Origin of the sequence: Rhodoferax sp. GW822-FHT02A01, assembly GCF_038784515.1 — a bacterium.
In the GTDB taxonomy this organism is placed as follows: Bacteria; Pseudomonadota; Gammaproteobacteria; order Burkholderiales; family Burkholderiaceae_C; genus Allorhodoferax.
Genome location: NZ_CP152376.1, coordinates 3,132,316 through 3,146,554, shown reverse-complemented (window position 1 = coordinate 3,146,554; position 14,239 = coordinate 3,132,316). Strand labels below are relative to the sequence as shown.

Genomic DNA, 14,239 nt, shown 5'->3' with positions numbered 1-14,239 from the left:
TCCGCAAGCACAGCGCTACCAACTGGGCCAAGTGTTGGTGGTGTTGGTCCACTCAGAAAAAATGGAATCAAGGCTGCAGTAAGTCCAACTGATAGAAACACAAGAAGAAGTTTCCAAGCGAATGGGTATTGGCCATTGGACATCTGCAGTGGTCTATTCATTATTCAAGAAGCGCAGTTTGGGGAAATAGCACGGGATGTCAGCTTTCGGCTTACCTGAAATCCTGACGTCGGGACCAGCGATACCACCGAATTCCTTTTCCGATTGCCATTGCTACCATCAACGAAAGAATCCAGAACCTCTCATCGTCAGTCGTACGAGGTGGTAAACCAAGCAGGAACAGAATTACGGCACTTGGGACAATACCCAAAAGAACACCCGTCATAACCTTCACGCCAAGTGATGCAATAAATCCAATCACTGTATCCACACCAAAAAGGTTGCGCTCAGGTCCATCTTTAAGACTTTCCGCATTGGAACGAAGCATCAATCCGAATGGAATTCCACAGCACAAATTCACGACTGCGATGACCACCCAAGTGTGCATCATCTGCATTCCTTGAACTCTGGGTTAGTACGTTTCATAAAAATTCAGCCTTCGCTCAGTCAGCTGATACGAATGTCCGTAATCGCGGCCAAGCCGAACTCTGACACGGGCCGGAAGCGGGCGGTCTAACATATGTAATTGCAGACACAAACCACTTGCCTTGAAGTTACTCGTTCGGAAAAAAACGTAGATAACCCGCAATACTTGGGCCACTGCCAGTGGCAGAATCTTTGGGATGTGTTCGTCCCTCATTTACTTGCACCTCGTTAAAATCAAATGGGCTAACGCCCTCTAGGCACGCAACATTGATTCCATATTGCGTTGGGTTAGAGCGGCGCTGATGATGCGTGTAGATTCCGCACTTCGAGCAAAAATAATGTTTTGCTTCCATGGTATTGAATTGATACAGAGTCAGCGCCTCTTCGCCCTCCAGTATTTCGATATCCTTCAGCTCAGCGGAAACTGCAATTGCGCCACGCATGCGGCAATACGAGCAGTTACACCGTCTTGCTGTGTTCAACCCATCCGTGAGCTGCACATGAAATTGCACTGTCCCACAGTGACACGCTCCACGCATGCTGTGTCGGCTCTTTTTCATACACTCTCCGATAGATAGAAGTTTCTTTACATGTCTATTTGAACCATTCCAAATAGAACGTTTGAGTCTGACCAATTGTGCGGACTCCTAAAAGAGGTAGACGTCTGCTGTCGTGGCAGTATTGAATTTCAAAACTCTCCGAAGCTGATCTTCAATTATTGCCGACTTCTTCCTGGGAAACAGGTTTTGTCCCGCCGAGCCCGTGTCCAACATGGCGTTGGAACAGGTGGCGGTTTTGGATTGGAATGACTGGCCAACTTTCCACTGGAATGGTGACCGGGTTTGACTGGAATATGCAATTGGCTTCGGTGTGCGTTCGCAGGTAGGGTTCCGCGCCCGAACCGGCTACGTTACTGGCTTGCTGCCTTTTCCCTTGTTTTCCCGTGCAAAGCCTGCTATACCGAACTTTGCCCGTTCCTGGACAACAACATTCAGAGCTGACGCTTACCCATTCTGCGCAATAATTGCCCCGTTGCCCTTCGAGGCCATTGTGTGTTTTACCCTTGAGGGACCCGCGAAGCCCGGCTCTGCTGGGCTTTCGCCTTTCTGGATACCGATCTTAGGCTAGCAATCAGGGCAGCCTGCCCCCAATCGCCCCGCTAACGGGGCCGGCCTGCCGGCCTCTCACTGGGGACCAGTGCTGTGGCCGCGCCATCCCGTGCGCGCAATATTCTCAAGGCGGTCCACCTCAATCTTGAGGGCTTGGAGGTCGCCAAAGCCATTGGCATCACTCCTTGCGAGACCTGAGGGTCCGAACTGCGCAAAAGCAGGCAGCAAGTGCGATACCTTTGACCAAGTCCAAGCGGAACCCATTGGACATAAACGACAGCACCAAAAGTCCTCCAAAAAAGACCAGCATCAATGCGGCCCCAACCCGAGAAGCAAATACGGCACGCACACCACAGATTGTTAAAAATACATCCATGTTTTCTCTCCTAAAAGTTGCAGTTGATACCAGGTTGACCGGATTCCAAGATTCCGAGTCCTTCGTTTTGTTTTGCTGAGACTGGAGGCTCTTGGAGCCTGTCGCCGTTTTTCCTTAGTTCGTCGTCCGGTGATCCGGCAGCAGGTACATCAAGCTAGGGAGCAAGGGCAGCGTGGAATAAATAGAGAGTGGGCGCAGCGACACGAACGGCTTTATGCCGCGAAAGGCCCTTGAAGCCATCCCAGCGGCGCAAGCCGCGATCCAGTGAACGGCGGTCACTGGCTGTACCTGCTAAGGTTCACCGAAATGATGACGAACTAGGGTAAAAAAAACAAGACAACCACCCAGCTCGAAGCAATAACGCCGTGCGGCGAGCACGCTCTTGCGCAGAATGCACACAGATCTGAGTCGGCCTGGCTGCGCCAGGCCAGCGATAGACCGCGTAGCGGTGGTTTTTGATTAGCGCGGCCGGGCCCGGGTGGGCTGGCCAGGCCCACGCAGTATCCGCGTCAGTAATCCGTGCAGTATGTCTGCCGGTGCCGCCTTCTGGCTCGGCAATGGAAGCGCTGGTTGAATGGCAAGCGCCGTGGCAAGGTTGCATGCGCGGACAGGCAATGCCTGCTGCCCTCGCGGTAGTTCTTCGGCGCATGGTTTGTTAACGATCGTGCACAAACCTTGGGTTTGCGGTAGTTCTTCAGCGCATTCGTACTGCAAAGCTACGTGTGTTGAGGCTGGTTGGCATCGGAACTGACAAACAAATGCGATTAAAAGGGCCTAGGAGGCCCGCGCAGGCTTGTCCTGCACCCCGGTTAAACGGTGCCTGGCTGTGTTCCCGCAATTGCGCTGCAAGTTATCCCCAAAAATGGGCGCTCTTGCTATAGGTAAGAGTTATAGGAATACCTTAAAGGCAACCTTATAGGTTTAGGGAGGGGGTAATTCGGCGTGAATTGGGGGGGGATTCGGCGCAAGAATACAAGTCTAGGGGGGGGTGATTCGGCGTAATGGAGGGGGGCGATTCGGCGTGGATAACTAATGCAACTCACAGGCTTGTCCCCGTAAACAAAAACCGCGCCATGTTGGCGCGGTGATGTGAAGGGGGGGTAATTCGGCGTAGTGCCTAATCCAACGCTTCAAAGCTGATATGGAATTGGTGGTGGTGATGGCAGCAGCAATAGACCTCCGGTTACTTGCTTCACCTTGGCCTGTGGGTAAACCGCCATCACTGCACGCAACGCTATCAAAAACGCTGTCTTGAAATCTTTGTCCGCATTTTTCCCTTGGTATTCTTGGGCAAACTGATCACGTAGGCTGACCCAATGGAGTACAAGCGACTTTCTGCTAATGCGGTGTAAACGCTCAGAGAGCCAGGCATAGACGTCAAGTGCAAGTGCTGATCCCTTAAGGGCGTGCAATGCACGGATGTCTAAAGGTACAGCGTGTTCAATAAGTGTCTTGAAATACTCTTCCGAGAATGACACGGATGCCGGCCATAACGAGCGCTGTTCTCCCGTGTTGTGAGGCCATGCTTCAAAGTGCTTTATTGGCTTCCCGTCATACGTGTGCGCCTTGCCGTCCGCATTAAAACCGAGGGTCATGCGACAGGCTGAAAAGGCTTGCACCTGCTTGCGGAAGGTCGTAAATGTTCCACGCTGGCCACCGTTAGTCTGTTTGCCAAGCATTCGCAGAAAGTCGCTTGCACTGTCGCCGACCGGAATCTCTGGCGTCTTGTGCCGTACTGCATAGGTATTCATCCACGCCATCATTAATCGCGGCATAGTGCCATAAGGAATTGGCTGTTGAATAAATTGCTTTCCATCCCAAAGCTTTCCGGCTTCAACCAGCAAGGCGGAGTTGCCGGATTTGCGCTCGAACTGCAATCCATCTACTTTTGATCGAGGTAGGCCAACTTGGCACATGATCGTGTGCATAAATGCCAAGTCATCGCCGTTTGGCCTTTGACCTGCGATCTGTTGGCTTGCATCCATCAGCTTACGTTCACGTAGGGTTGCTTGTGTCGCCTCCCCTTGCACGATTTCTGACTCCATTGACACCGAAGTGCCGTAGGTCATTTTTTGAACTCTGCTTCCAGTGCCTGCTTACGAACAAGCTCGACGTTAATGAACCGCCGTTTCCCAATTCGGACGATTGGCCAAAGACGTCGATCTGCTTGCGCCTGGCACACACTTACAGGGATTCCTACGAGCTGAGCGAACCGCTCTACCGTCATAAGGGGAGTTGCTTCAGACGAGGTCAACGGCGCTTGAGTTGTATCTGGCTTCATAATTAGGAGACGATCATGTAAATGAATTCTGTATTTATTGTACAGAATTCATTTGGCGTTGTCACGGCAATGCATCGGCATTGCATCCTCAAGTCAAAATTCTCAGGAACGCTAAGTGGCCAGATTAAATATCGATACCGACGTCAGTGAACGTGCCCGAACGTTCGTCGCTAGTCAATTCTCTGCGCGCGGCCGTTTCACACTTCTTGAAAAGATGAGCGGTGTTAGCTCGGCTCAATGGCAAAATTTTTACTATGCCAAACAGGGCCTGAACGACAAGATGTTGGCCTTTCTCGTTAAGAACTTTCCTCACGATGAGATTTGGCTTCTCACAGGCCGGAAAGCACCGAAGCAATCAGACTTCCCATTTTCAGCGCCCATCCCAAAATCAACCGACTCTGACACGGTTGGCAAAAGATTGAATTGGGTGATAAGACAATTTGCAGGGCCTAAAGGACTGCAGCTTTTCAAATATCTCGAACAAAGATCTGAGGGAGGCGATACAAAAAAATCCTTCATTTCCGCTGATGAATGGGCTCCGGTAGTCCTAGGACTTGCCGAGCCAAATCTAAGAATGGTTGAAGTTGTTTGCGCAGCACAACCTATGTTCACACAATGGGTGGTTTTGGGATATACAAGTTCTGATCAGGTTGATCCGACTAACGAAGTTTCTGTCAAAGAATGGAAAGCTAGACAAGAAGCAGAATGGAAGGAAACTGAGAGAGCGTTTCTAACGAAAACGAAGCATGGCAATAAAAAAAGTTGAAGGGGGATGGTTAGTTGACTCTCAGCCTGCTGGCAGGGGAGGAAAGAGATTTCGGAAGACCTTCAAAACACAAGCCGAAGCCAAGCAGCATGAAGCATGGTTGAAGACCAAGGTAACTCAGAATTCAGAATGGGCACCTGATCGACGTGACGTAAGGAAACTGCTAGAGCTTGTTGACCTCTGGTACCAGCACCATGGTTCAAGTCTGCGGGCGGGCGCAAACACATATAGCCGCCTCAAGAACATGGTTGCCGCGATGGGCAATCCAGTATCCGACCGATTCTCCGTCGATGTATTTACAGACTACAGGACGAAACGAATTGAAGAAGGGATTAGCCTTAACAATTTGAATCGAGAACACGCGTACTTGCGTGCTGTATTCAATGAACTGATCACATTGGGCTATTGGAAAAAAGAGAATCCATTAGCCAAGTTGCGGCAATTCAAAATTCAAGAAAATGAACTGATGTTTCTCAGTGAGAAGCAAATCCCCACACTGCTGAATGAACTAACTGCGTCCGAGAATCGACACGCAAAGTTGATTTCAAAAGTGTGCCTTTCGACTGGTGGCCGCTGGGGTGAAACTGAGTCATTGAAAAAGTCGCAGCTGAGAAACCAACTTATTCAGTTCGCCCGCACTAAGAGCGGGAAGGTCAGAACCGTTCCGATTAGCAAGGAACTAGCTGCAGAGTTGCTTGCACATCACGCCCCTGGAGAAACCGGTGACAGATTTTTCGCCTCTGCCTATTCGGCATTCAGAGAGGCAATCGAGCGGGCGAAAATAGACCTGCCTAAAGGGCAATTGACCCACGTACTCCGCCATACGTTCGCAAGTCACTTCATGATGCGCGGCGGGAACATCGTCGCGCTACAGAAGATCCTCGGCCATGAAAGCTTGACCATGACAATGCGCTATGCGCACCTAGCCCCTCAATACTTCCAAGATGCTGTGAAGTTGAACCCCTTGGCTCCATCACGGAGAAAGCTTGGTTGACACTTCGTTGACATTAGGGGCAATAATGCTATATTTTCAATAGCGCCAAAGCCTTGTAGGGAATGGTAGGCCGTGAGTGACTTGAACACTCGACCAAAGGATTATGAGTCCTCTGCTCTAACCAACTGAGCTAACGGCCCAACCGAAGGCGAGATTGTAATGGGGTTGACGCCACACCAAACCTGGGCGCAACATCACCATCCGTGAAAACCCTCTCAAAAGGACCCAGGCTGGATAGAATCTCTGGCAAACAAGTGCGCATTGTCGGCAACGGCAAGGGGGAATTCCATGACTCAATCATCAAGCGATCCGCGTAAAGAAACGAACGCCATCCTGGTTTCCGTGCTGATGCACGATGGTTCACGCTACCGCGGCTACATTCACCTGCCCAAGGAACACCGGCTGCAGGATCTGCTCAATGACGCCCGCTCCTTCATTCCACTGGAGCAGGCGGCCAACAATGATGCCGTCACCATTGTTTCCAAGCACTTCATCGTCTCCATCGAAGAGCTGCGCGAGGGCATGCACGAATTCGGCCTGAACGCCATTTCACTGGCCTGACGGCCCCGCCAGCGCCCCGCAGCCCTATTTGCTGTGGTGGCTTAGCGCGTTGCTGACCAATTTGGACGTAATGTCCACAATCTGGATCATGCGGTCATAGGGCATGCGTGTTGGGCCGATAACGCCCAACGTACCCACCACCTTGCCATCCACTTCGTAGGGGCTGCTGACGATGGATAGCTCCTCAAACGGCACCACCTGGCTCTCGCCGCCAATGTAGATGCGCACTCCTTCAGCCTGACCGGCGATGTCCAGCAGACGCATGAGCTGGGCCTTTTGCTCGAACAGGTCAAAGGCGCGCCGCAAATGGCTCATATCGCTGGAAAAGTCGGACACGGAGAGCAGGTTGCGCTCACCAGCGATCACCACCTCATCCTCGGTATTGCTCATGGCCTCCGAGCTGACGTTCACCGCCGCCTGCATCAGGTTGGCTATCTCGGAGCGCAGGCTTTCCACCTCCCCCTGAAGGCGCGTACGGACCTGGTCGATGTCCAGCCCCACGTAGTTGCTGTTGAGGAAATTGGCCGCTTCCACCAATTGGGACTGTGAGTAGTCCACCTCGGTGAAGATCACGCGGTTTTGCACATCGCCGTCGGGCGAGACAATGATGACCAGCAGGCGTTTCTCCGACAGGCGCAAAAACTCCATGTGGCGGAAGGTCGATGTGCGGCGTGGCGCGATCACCACACCCACAAACTGCGACAGGTTGGACAGCAGGTTGGCCGCATTGGAGATGACCTTTTGCGGCTGATCCGGAGCCAGGCTGTGCGATGCATATTGCGAAGGCTGCACCGTGAGCATGGTGTCCACAAACAGGCGATAGCCGCGCGCCGTGGGTATGCGCCCGGCCGAAGTGTGGGGGCTGACGATGAGCCCCAGTTCCTCCAGATCCGACATCACATTGCGGATGGTGGCAGGCGACAGTTCCAGGCCCGATGCTTTTGACAGTGTGCGGCTGCCAACAGGTTGTCCGTCGGCTATGTAGCGCTCTACCAGAGCTTTCAGCAACAACTTGGAACGTTCATCGAGCATGTAAACATTTTAGTGCTCTAATTTGCGAATGAAGTCGCTGTCTCAATTTCGCCAAGTCGCTTTGGTCGGCAAGTACCAAAGCACCATTTCCGGGCCGGCTGGCGCGCATTCTCGCCAGGCGCTGGAGGAAATCGCCAACTACGTTCTGGACCTGGGCTGCGACCTGTATCTGGAGGCCGAAACCGCTTCCAACATGGGCATGACACGCTATGCCACACTGAATGTGGACGCGATTGGCCAGCAATGCGACCTGTGCCTGGTGGTGGGTGGTGACGGCACCATGCTGGGTGTGGGCCGCCAGTTGGCGCCCTACAAGGTGCCGCTGATCGGTATCAACCAGGGTCGGCTGGGCTTCATCACCGACATCCCCTTTGGTCAGTACAAGGCCGTGCTGGCACCCATGCTGGCGGGCGACTACATGGAAGACCAGCGCAGCCTGATCCAGGGCAGGGTCATTCGCGACGGCACTTGCGTATTCAGCGCGCTGGCCATGAACGACGTGGTGGTCAACCGGGGCGCCAGCTCCGGCATGGTGGAGCTGCGCATGGAGGTGGATGGGCACTTTGTGGCGAACCAGCGCGCCGACGGCCTGATCATCGCCTCCCCCACCGGCTCTACCGCCTATTCGTTGTCCGCTGGCGGGCCACTGATGCATCCAGCCATTGACGGCTGGGTGATCGTGCCGATCGCGCCGCACACCCTGTCCAACCGGCCCATTGTGCTGACCAGCGCGGGCGAAATCGCGGTGGAGATCGTTGCCGGGCGCGATGCCAGCGCCAGCTTTGATACGCAAAGTCTGGCATCCCTGATGCACGGCGACCGCATTGTGGTCACGCGCTCCGAGCACCGGGTGAAGTTCTTACATCCCAAAGGTTGGTCGTACTTTGATACGCTGCGTCAGAAAATGCATTGGAATGAAGGGGTAGTCTGAGCCATGGCCTTGAAGCGCATTGTTCTGCGGGACTTTGTCATCGTCAGCGAACTGGAGCTGGAGCTGGAGCGCGGTTTCACCGTGCTGACCGGCGAAACAGGAGCGGGCAAATCCATTTTGGTGGACGCGCTGCAGCTGGTCACAGGCGCGCGTGCCGATATGGGAGTGATCCGCGAAGGCGCCTCGCGCACGGACGTGAGCGCAGAGTTTGACCATGCGCCAGCCTTGCAGGCCCTGCTGGATGAAGCTGGCTTTGAAGCGGGCGACTCGCTGCTGCTGCGCCGCACGGTGGACACCCAGGGCAAGAGCCGCGCCTGGGTCAATGGCAGCCCGGCCACCGCGCAGCAGCTGCGCAGCATCGGCGAGCAATTGCTGGACATCCACGGACAGCACGCCTGGCAAAGCCTGACCCGACCCGATGCGGTACGCGGCCTGCTGGACGCCTATGCCAAGATTTCCACCGCCACGCTCAGCCAGCTCTGGACCGCGTGGCGCAGCGCCCAAGCCGCATTGGAAAAAGCCACGCAAGCACAGGACTCGCTGCAACGTGAGCGCGAGCGCCTGGCCTGGCAGATCGGCGAGCTGGAAAAGCTCAACCCGCTGCCCGACGAGTGGCCCGAACTCAACACCAGCCACAGCCGTCTGGCCCATGGGCAAGCCCTGCTGGACGCCGCCCAAGGTGTGGTGGAACTGCTGGAAGATGCGGACACCAACGCATTGCACGCAATGAATGCAGCCTTGCAGGCCTTGCAGCACCAAGCCCATCTGGAGCCCGACTTTGCCGACCCTATTGCTGCCCTGGGCAGCAGCGTGGCCCAGGTGGAAGACGTGGTACGCACCCTGCGCGGGTATGCAAGGCGCACCGAACTCGATCCCGAACGGCTGGCGGAGCTGGATTCCCGCATGACCTTGTGGGTGTCCCTGGCGCGCCGCTACAAGCGCCCGCCCGAAGAGCTGGCCGGCCTGCTCGCGTCCTGGCGCGAGGAACTGGCCCAACTGGACGCTGCCACCGATCTGCAAGGCCTGGAAAAGACCGAACGCAAGGCGCACGCTGCCTACATGTCCGAAGCAAAGGCGCTGTCGGCCCAGCGCGCCAAGGCCGCCCCCAAGCTGGCAGCCTCCATCACCCAGGCCATGCAAGGTCTGGGCATGCAGGGCGGGCAGTTCGTGGTGGCGCTGGAGCCACTGGCTCAGCCACAACAAAGCGGCCTGGAAGAGGTGCAGTTCTTGGTGGCTGGCCACGCCGGCAGTACCCCACGACCGGTGGGCAAGGTGGCTTCCGGCGGTGAGCTCTCTCGCATGGCATTGGCCATTGCCGTGACCACCAGCCAATTGGGCACCGCACAAACCCTGGTCTTTGACGAAGTGGATTCCGGCGTGGGTGGCGCCGTGGCCGAGACCGTGGGGCGGCTGATGCGCCAGCTCGGCGTGGACCGTCAGGTACTGGCCGTGACCCATTTGCCCCAGGTGGCTGCCTGCGCCGATCACCACATGCGAGTGTCCAAACAGATGCAAGGCAAGATCACACTCAGCACCGTTACCGCGGTGCTGGGCGAAGCACGGGTGGGCGAAATTGCGCGCATGCTGGGTGGCGAGAAACTCTCCAGCACCACCCTGGCACATGCCAAAGAAATGCTGCAGGCCGGCACATGACGACCGCCTCCAAAGACAGCGGCAGCCCGATGGAGATCGTGCTCATCACCGGCATGTCGGGCTCCGGCAAATCGGTGGCGCTGCATGCGCTCGAAGATGCCGGTTTCTATTGCGTGGACAACCTGCCCCCGGAACTGCTGCTGCCCTTCGTGCAACTGGAGCTGCAGCACAGGGCCCGTCAGCTTGCGATCGCCATGGACGTTCGCAGCGCGACGTCCCTGCCCCAGGTTCCCGAACAGCTGAATGCTCTGCGGGCCCAGGGGGTGGTGGTCAAACCTCTGTTTCTGGACTCCAGCACGGATACTCTGGTCCGGCGTTACTCAGAAACCCGGCGCAAACATCCGCTCTCGCAAGCACCGACTCGGATTGCCGCAACCGACACCGCCAGCACGGACCAGCGGCACGCGCTGATAGAGGCCATTGAACTGGAGCGCGACCTGTTGGCTGCGCTGCGCGCACAGGCCCACGTCATCGATACCAGCATGATCCGCCCGGCCCAGCTGCAGGGCTATGTCAAAGCGCTGGTGTCCAGTCCAAGTGCGCAACTGACTCTGGTGTTCGAATCATTTGCATTCAAGCGCGGTGTACCTACGGATGCGGACTTCATGTTTGATGTGCGCATGCTACCCAACCCGCACTACGAGCCTGAACTGAGGGCACTGACCGGACAGGACAAACCGGTTGCAGATTTTCTGCAAGAGCAGGCCGATGTGCGGCGCATGTTTGAGCAGATCAGCGGTTTTGTGGAAAGCTGGCTGCCTGACCTGGCCCGTGACAACCGCAGCTATGTGACGGTGGCCATCGGCTGCACCGGCGGTCAGCATCGCTCGGTGTATCTGGTGGAGCAACTGGCACGCCATTTTGAAGCCCAATGGGTGACGCTCAAGCGGCACCGCGAAATGGACGGGCGCGCCCACCACTAGCGCAAAACGGCTGTCAGCCGCGTTCCAGCAATTTGCGTACCGGTGCCGGAAGCCCCAGGGTGGGCCACTCTTCCGGCATCACCCAGCGCCCCTCACCCAACCGGTTGCTTGCAGCGAGCTGTACGCGGCAGGCGTGCAGGTGCAAGTCCTTGTGCGTCAGCACATGTGTGAAGGCCGGCTCGCACTGCAGTAGCTCCTGGAACCTGCCTGGCAATGCGTTGCGCAGGTCGGCCTCACTCTCGAACAGGGGCAGGCAATGCAGCCCCGCCCACACGCCCGGCGTGGGTCGCCGATCCAGCCACACCGCGCCCGCGCGTGTCTGCGCCCATAGCAGCCAGATTGACTGGCTACTGCGCTTGAGCTTGCGGCTACGCACCGGGAAGTCTTCGGGGTTCCCGTTCTTGAAGGCAATGCAGTCCTGTTGCACCGGGCAATGCAGGCACATCGGCTTCCTGGGTGTGCACACCATGGCACCCAGATCCATCATGCCTTGCGTGTAGCGCGCCATGTCCTGCTCGGCACGTTGGGGTGTGGGCAACAGCGAACTGGCGGCATCCCATAGGGCGCGCGCATTGGCCGCTACCGCAACATCGCCTTCAAAGCCCCGCACGCGCGTCACCACCCGCTTGACGTTGGCGTCCAGAATCGCAACCCGCTCGGAAAAGCACAGCGAGGCAATGGCGGCCGCAGTGGACGGACCAATACCGGGCAAAGTTGCCAGCGTTTGCGCATCCGCCGGAAAGGCGCCGCCATGCAGGCGCATGACATCCTGCGCGCAACGGTGCAGATTGCGGGCCCGGCTGTAGTAACCCAGACCACTCCACAGGCCCAGCACTTCGTCCTGGCTGGCAGCAGCCAGGGCAGCCACGTCCGGGCACTTTTTCAGAAATCGTGCGAAGTAGGCTTTGACCGTTGCCACCTGCGTTTGCTGCAGCATGATTTCCGAGAGCCACACGCGGTACGGGTCGCGCGTGTTCTGCCAGGGCAGGTCGTTGCGACCATGCTGCGCTTGCCACCGCACCACGCGGGTGGCGAAATCATCCGTCTTGCTGGACACGCTCAGGCGATCTCCAGGTCCACTGGTGCCTTGGCTTGTTCGGTGTCCATCAGGTGCGAAGTCAGCTCGAACAACTTGGCTTCGAGCTGCGCGATGTCCTGTTCTTGCTGATCAAACTCCTGTATCCGGTCATCCAGGCCGCCTGCAGCCTGCTGGATGCGGTCTATGGCCTCCATGCGCCGGGCAAATGCACGGCGGCGCTCACGCAGTTGGGCATCCAACTGGGCTGCCGCCGACTTGCTCCACAACTCGATTTCACCCAGTGCGACTTCGTTGATGGCGCGAATGCGCGAATACAGCGCACGCACCAGCCGGTCTACAAACTCCGGCTGGGCCAGGCGGAATACATTGCTGATGCCCAGGTACTGCAGGTGGCTACGCTCCGCCATCTCCAGGTCCTTGAGATAGAAACCCAAGTCCGGTTCGGCGACGGTCTGAAGGGAAAATCCGTACTCGGTATTGAGCTGCTTGAACATCGCCGAGAGCATGGTCTGCATCTCGGTGGTCAGCCCCTGCACTTTGGCGAAATTGGCGCGCAGGCGCTCAAACGTTTCGCCATACGCCTTCTTGACGCCAAGCTTCAGACCTTTTTGTGTCAGCAACTCCGTGAGCTGCTGCATCTCGGCCTTGAGTGCCTTGGAGCCCAGCATGCCAAACACTTCCTTTAGCAGCTTGAGATTGACGGATCGCACCGCATGGATCTTGGCCCCACCCAGATCAAAGTCCGCCTGCTCCTGGGAGATGCGCGCCCGCATGTGCTTGATGACCGAAGCGTTCTTGCCCTGCAGCCCCTGCAGTTCCATCTTCTGCTCGGTCAGGTCGCGCTTACGCACATTGATGGCCCGACCGGTTTCGTCACGCAGATCGGAGATGCCCTTGTCCACGGCCAGCCGAAGCAGGCGTTGGCGCGCCAGCAGCATGCCATCACCCAGCGCCGCTTCCAGTTGCCCCAGACAGCTCTTCTCCAACAGTTCTGCGTCGCGGTTGACTTTGGCAACCAGGCCTTTTTGCGCCGACACGGCAATGACCTGTTCGGCCCGGATACCCAGGATTTCGGCCGTGCTGGCCTTTTGCCGCACGATTTGTGCCTCAATCTGCTCGGGTGTACTGAGTTCGTCCCACAGCGTGTCAATCTTGTTGAGCACCACCAGACGCGCCTCGGTTCCGGTGCTGTCCGAAATCAGATGCTCGCGCCAGATGTCCAGGTCGGACTTGGTAACGCCGGTGTCGGCGCCCAGAATGAAGATGACCGCCTGGGCCTGCGGTATCAGACTCACCGTCAGCTCAGGCTCGGCGCCGATGGCATTGAGCCCAGGTGTATCCAGTATCACCAGCCCCTGCTTGAGCAAGGGATGTGCGATGTTGATCAAGGCGTGGCGCCACAGCGGGATTTCCACCAGACCGTCCGCGTCCAACAATGGTTTGTCCTCGGGCGTCTGGCTCTGCCAAAAGCCCAGGGCGCGCGCCTCTTCCTGCGTGACCTTGCGGGTTTGCGACACCATTTCCAGAGCCGCGGCTAGCTGCTTGGGGTTGTGTACATCCAGGTCGACGCGGTGCCACTTTTCGGGAACCATGCGCCATTCCATCAGGGCCTGGGGTTGCAAACGGGTCTCTATGGGGAGCAGTCGCAGGCACGGCGGTACTTCGGCGTCATAGCCCATTTCGGTCGGGCACATGGTGGTGCGCCCCGCGCTGGCGGGCATGATGCGCCTGCCGTATCCGGCAAAGAAGATGGCATTGATCATCTCCGACTTGCCACGCGAAAACTCCGCCACAAAGGCCACCATGACCTTGTCTGCGCGCACCTGGGCTTCCAGGCGCTGCAGCCGCTCGCGGGTCGCGGAATCCAACAGTTCGTGGTCGGCCATCCATTCCGAGAGCAACTTCAGGCGCAAGGCAAAGGCACGACGCCATGCGCCATGCTGATCCAGTTGCTCATTGAACGATGTGGCCAAGTGTTCCCCCGCTTTG

The 14,239-nt window shown here is 57.0% G+C and carries 13 protein-coding genes and 1 tRNA gene; 6 read left to right on the top strand and 8 right to left on the bottom strand.

Going from position 1 to position 14,239, the window contains the following annotated elements; genetic code table 11:
• Positions 1-211 precede the first annotated feature (211 nt).
• The 4 genes from AAGF34_RS14710 to AAGF34_RS14695 all read right to left on the bottom strand — a co-directional run bounded on the left by AAGF34_RS14710 (position 212) and on the right by AAGF34_RS14695 (position 4,139).
• On the bottom strand, positions 212-556 hold the full coding sequence (locus AAGF34_RS14710; RefSeq protein WP_342616473.1) for a hypothetical protein: 345 nt from the start codon (positions 554-556) through the stop codon (positions 212-214).
• A 157-nt stretch (positions 557-713) separates the two neighbouring features.
• Positions 714-1,028, bottom strand: coding sequence for a GFA family protein (locus AAGF34_RS14705; protein ID WP_342616472.1), 315 nt, complete (start codon positions 1,026-1,028; stop codon positions 714-716).
• A gap of 844 nt (positions 1,029-1,872) precedes the next feature.
• Positions 1,873-2,070 carry a hypothetical protein gene (locus AAGF34_RS14700; RefSeq protein ID WP_342616471.1) on the bottom strand — a complete coding sequence of 66 codons (198 nt, stop codon included), beginning with the start codon at positions 2,068-2,070 and terminating at the stop codon, positions 1,873-1,875.
• Positions 2,071-3,200: 1,130 nt separating this feature from the next.
• The gene (locus AAGF34_RS14695; RefSeq protein WP_342616470.1) at positions 3,201-4,139 is read right to left on the bottom strand and encodes a replication protein RepA; all 939 of its coding nucleotides are present in this window, start codon (positions 4,137-4,139) and stop codon (positions 3,201-3,203) included.
• A gap of 327 nt (positions 4,140-4,466) precedes the next feature.
• Here AAGF34_RS14695 and AAGF34_RS14690 point away from each other — a divergent pair, with 327 nt between their 5' ends.
• Together AAGF34_RS14690 and AAGF34_RS14685 are read left to right on the top strand one after the other, a co-directional pair.
• The gene (locus AAGF34_RS14690; RefSeq protein ID WP_342616469.1) at positions 4,467-5,117 is read left to right on the top strand and encodes a hypothetical protein; all 651 of its coding nucleotides are present in this window, start codon (positions 4,467-4,469) and stop codon (positions 5,115-5,117) included.
• Positions 5,098-6,111: a tyrosine-type recombinase/integrase gene (locus AAGF34_RS14685; RefSeq protein WP_342616468.1), complete on the top strand. Its 1,014-nt coding sequence runs from the start codon at positions 5,098-5,100 to the stop codon at positions 6,109-6,111. The genes AAGF34_RS14690 and AAGF34_RS14685 overlap by 20 nt, the downstream gene beginning before the upstream one ends.
• A 63-nt stretch (positions 6,112-6,174) precedes the next feature.
• On the opposite strand, the gene AAGF34_RS14680 is transcribed toward AAGF34_RS14685, so the two are convergent.
• Positions 6,175-6,251 (bottom strand) — tRNA-Ile (locus AAGF34_RS14680).
• A 148-nt stretch (positions 6,252-6,399) separates the two neighbouring features.
• Here AAGF34_RS14680 and AAGF34_RS14675 point away from each other — a divergent pair.
• Positions 6,400-6,672 carry a hypothetical protein gene (locus AAGF34_RS14675; protein ID WP_342616467.1) on the top strand — a complete coding sequence of 91 codons (273 nt, stop codon included), beginning with the start codon at positions 6,400-6,402 and terminating at the stop codon, positions 6,670-6,672.
• Positions 6,673-6,696: 24 nt separating this feature from the next.
• On the opposite strand, the gene hrcA is transcribed toward AAGF34_RS14675, so the two are convergent.
• On the bottom strand, positions 6,697-7,704 hold the full coding sequence (hrcA, locus tag AAGF34_RS14670) for a heat-inducible transcriptional repressor HrcA (protein WP_342616466.1): 1,008 nt from the start codon (positions 7,702-7,704) through the stop codon (positions 6,697-6,699).
• A 28-nt stretch (positions 7,705-7,732) separates the two neighbouring features.
• Here hrcA and AAGF34_RS14665 point away from each other — a divergent pair, with 28 nt between their 5' ends.
• Genes AAGF34_RS14665 through rapZ form a run of 3 tightly spaced genes read left to right on the top strand, consistent with a single transcriptional unit; the run spans position 7,733 to position 11,211 of the window.
• Complete coding sequence (locus tag AAGF34_RS14665) at positions 7,733-8,635, top strand: NAD kinase (protein WP_342616465.1); 903 nt, start codon at positions 7,733-7,735, stop codon at positions 8,633-8,635.
• Between the two features lie 3 nt (positions 8,636-8,638).
• Positions 8,639-10,288, top strand: a complete 1,650-nt coding sequence (recN, locus tag AAGF34_RS14660; RefSeq protein ID WP_342616464.1) for a DNA repair protein RecN — start codon at positions 8,639-8,641, stop codon at positions 10,286-10,288.
• Between the two features lie 29 nt (positions 10,289-10,317).
• Positions 10,318-11,211 (top strand): RNase adapter RapZ, encoded by an 894-nt coding sequence (gene rapZ / locus AAGF34_RS14655; RefSeq protein WP_342621102.1) that lies wholly within the window; start codon positions 10,318-10,320, stop codon positions 11,209-11,211.
• Positions 11,212-11,224: 13 nt separating this feature from the next.
• On the opposite strand, the gene mutY is transcribed toward rapZ, so the two are convergent.
• Together mutY and AAGF34_RS14645 are read right to left on the bottom strand one after the other, a co-directional pair.
• Complete coding sequence (gene mutY, locus AAGF34_RS14650) at positions 11,225-12,268, bottom strand: A/G-specific adenine glycosylase (protein WP_342616463.1); 1,044 nt, start codon at positions 12,266-12,268, stop codon at positions 11,225-11,227.
• A 2-nt stretch (positions 12,269-12,270) separates the two neighbouring features.
• A complete protein-coding gene (locus tag AAGF34_RS14645; RefSeq protein ID WP_342616462.1) occupies positions 12,271-14,223 on the bottom strand; it encodes a dynamin family protein in 1,953 nt (650 codons plus the stop codon).
• Positions 14,224-14,239: the final 16 nt, after the last annotated feature.

Bases quoted from the DNA above. Each gene is read 5' to 3' on its own strand.
- AAGF34_RS14695 (WP_342616470.1), bottom strand. From the start codon at position 4,139: ATGACCTACGGCACTTCGGTGTCAATGGAGTCAGAAATCGTGCAAGGG.
- rapZ (WP_342621102.1), top strand. From the start codon at position 10,318: ATGGAGATCGTGCTCATCACCGGCATGTCGGGCTCCGGCAAATCGGTG.
- AAGF34_RS14700 (WP_342616471.1), bottom strand. From the start codon at position 2,070: ATGGATGTATTTTTAACAATCTGTGGTGTGCGTGCCGTATTTGCTTCT.
- AAGF34_RS14685 (WP_342616468.1), top strand. From the start codon at position 5,098: ATGGCAATAAAAAAAGTTGAAGGGGGATGGTTAGTTGACTCTCAGCCT.
- AAGF34_RS14705 (WP_342616472.1), bottom strand. From the start codon at position 1,028: ATGCGTGGCGCAATTGCAGTTTCCGCTGAGCTGAAGGATATCGAAATA.
- AAGF34_RS14710 (WP_342616473.1), bottom strand. From the start codon at position 556: ATGCAGATGATGCACACTTGGGTGGTCATCGCAGTCGTGAATTTGTGC.
- recN (WP_342616464.1), top strand. From the start codon at position 8,639: ATGGCCTTGAAGCGCATTGTTCTGCGGGACTTTGTCATCGTCAGCGAA.
- AAGF34_RS14665 (WP_342616465.1), top strand. From the start codon at position 7,733: ATGAAGTCGCTGTCTCAATTTCGCCAAGTCGCTTTGGTCGGCAAGTAC.
- hrcA (WP_342616466.1), bottom strand. From the start codon at position 7,704: ATGCTCGATGAACGTTCCAAGTTGTTGCTGAAAGCTCTGGTAGAGCGC.
- AAGF34_RS14675 (WP_342616467.1), top strand. From the start codon at position 6,400: ATGACTCAATCATCAAGCGATCCGCGTAAAGAAACGAACGCCATCCTG.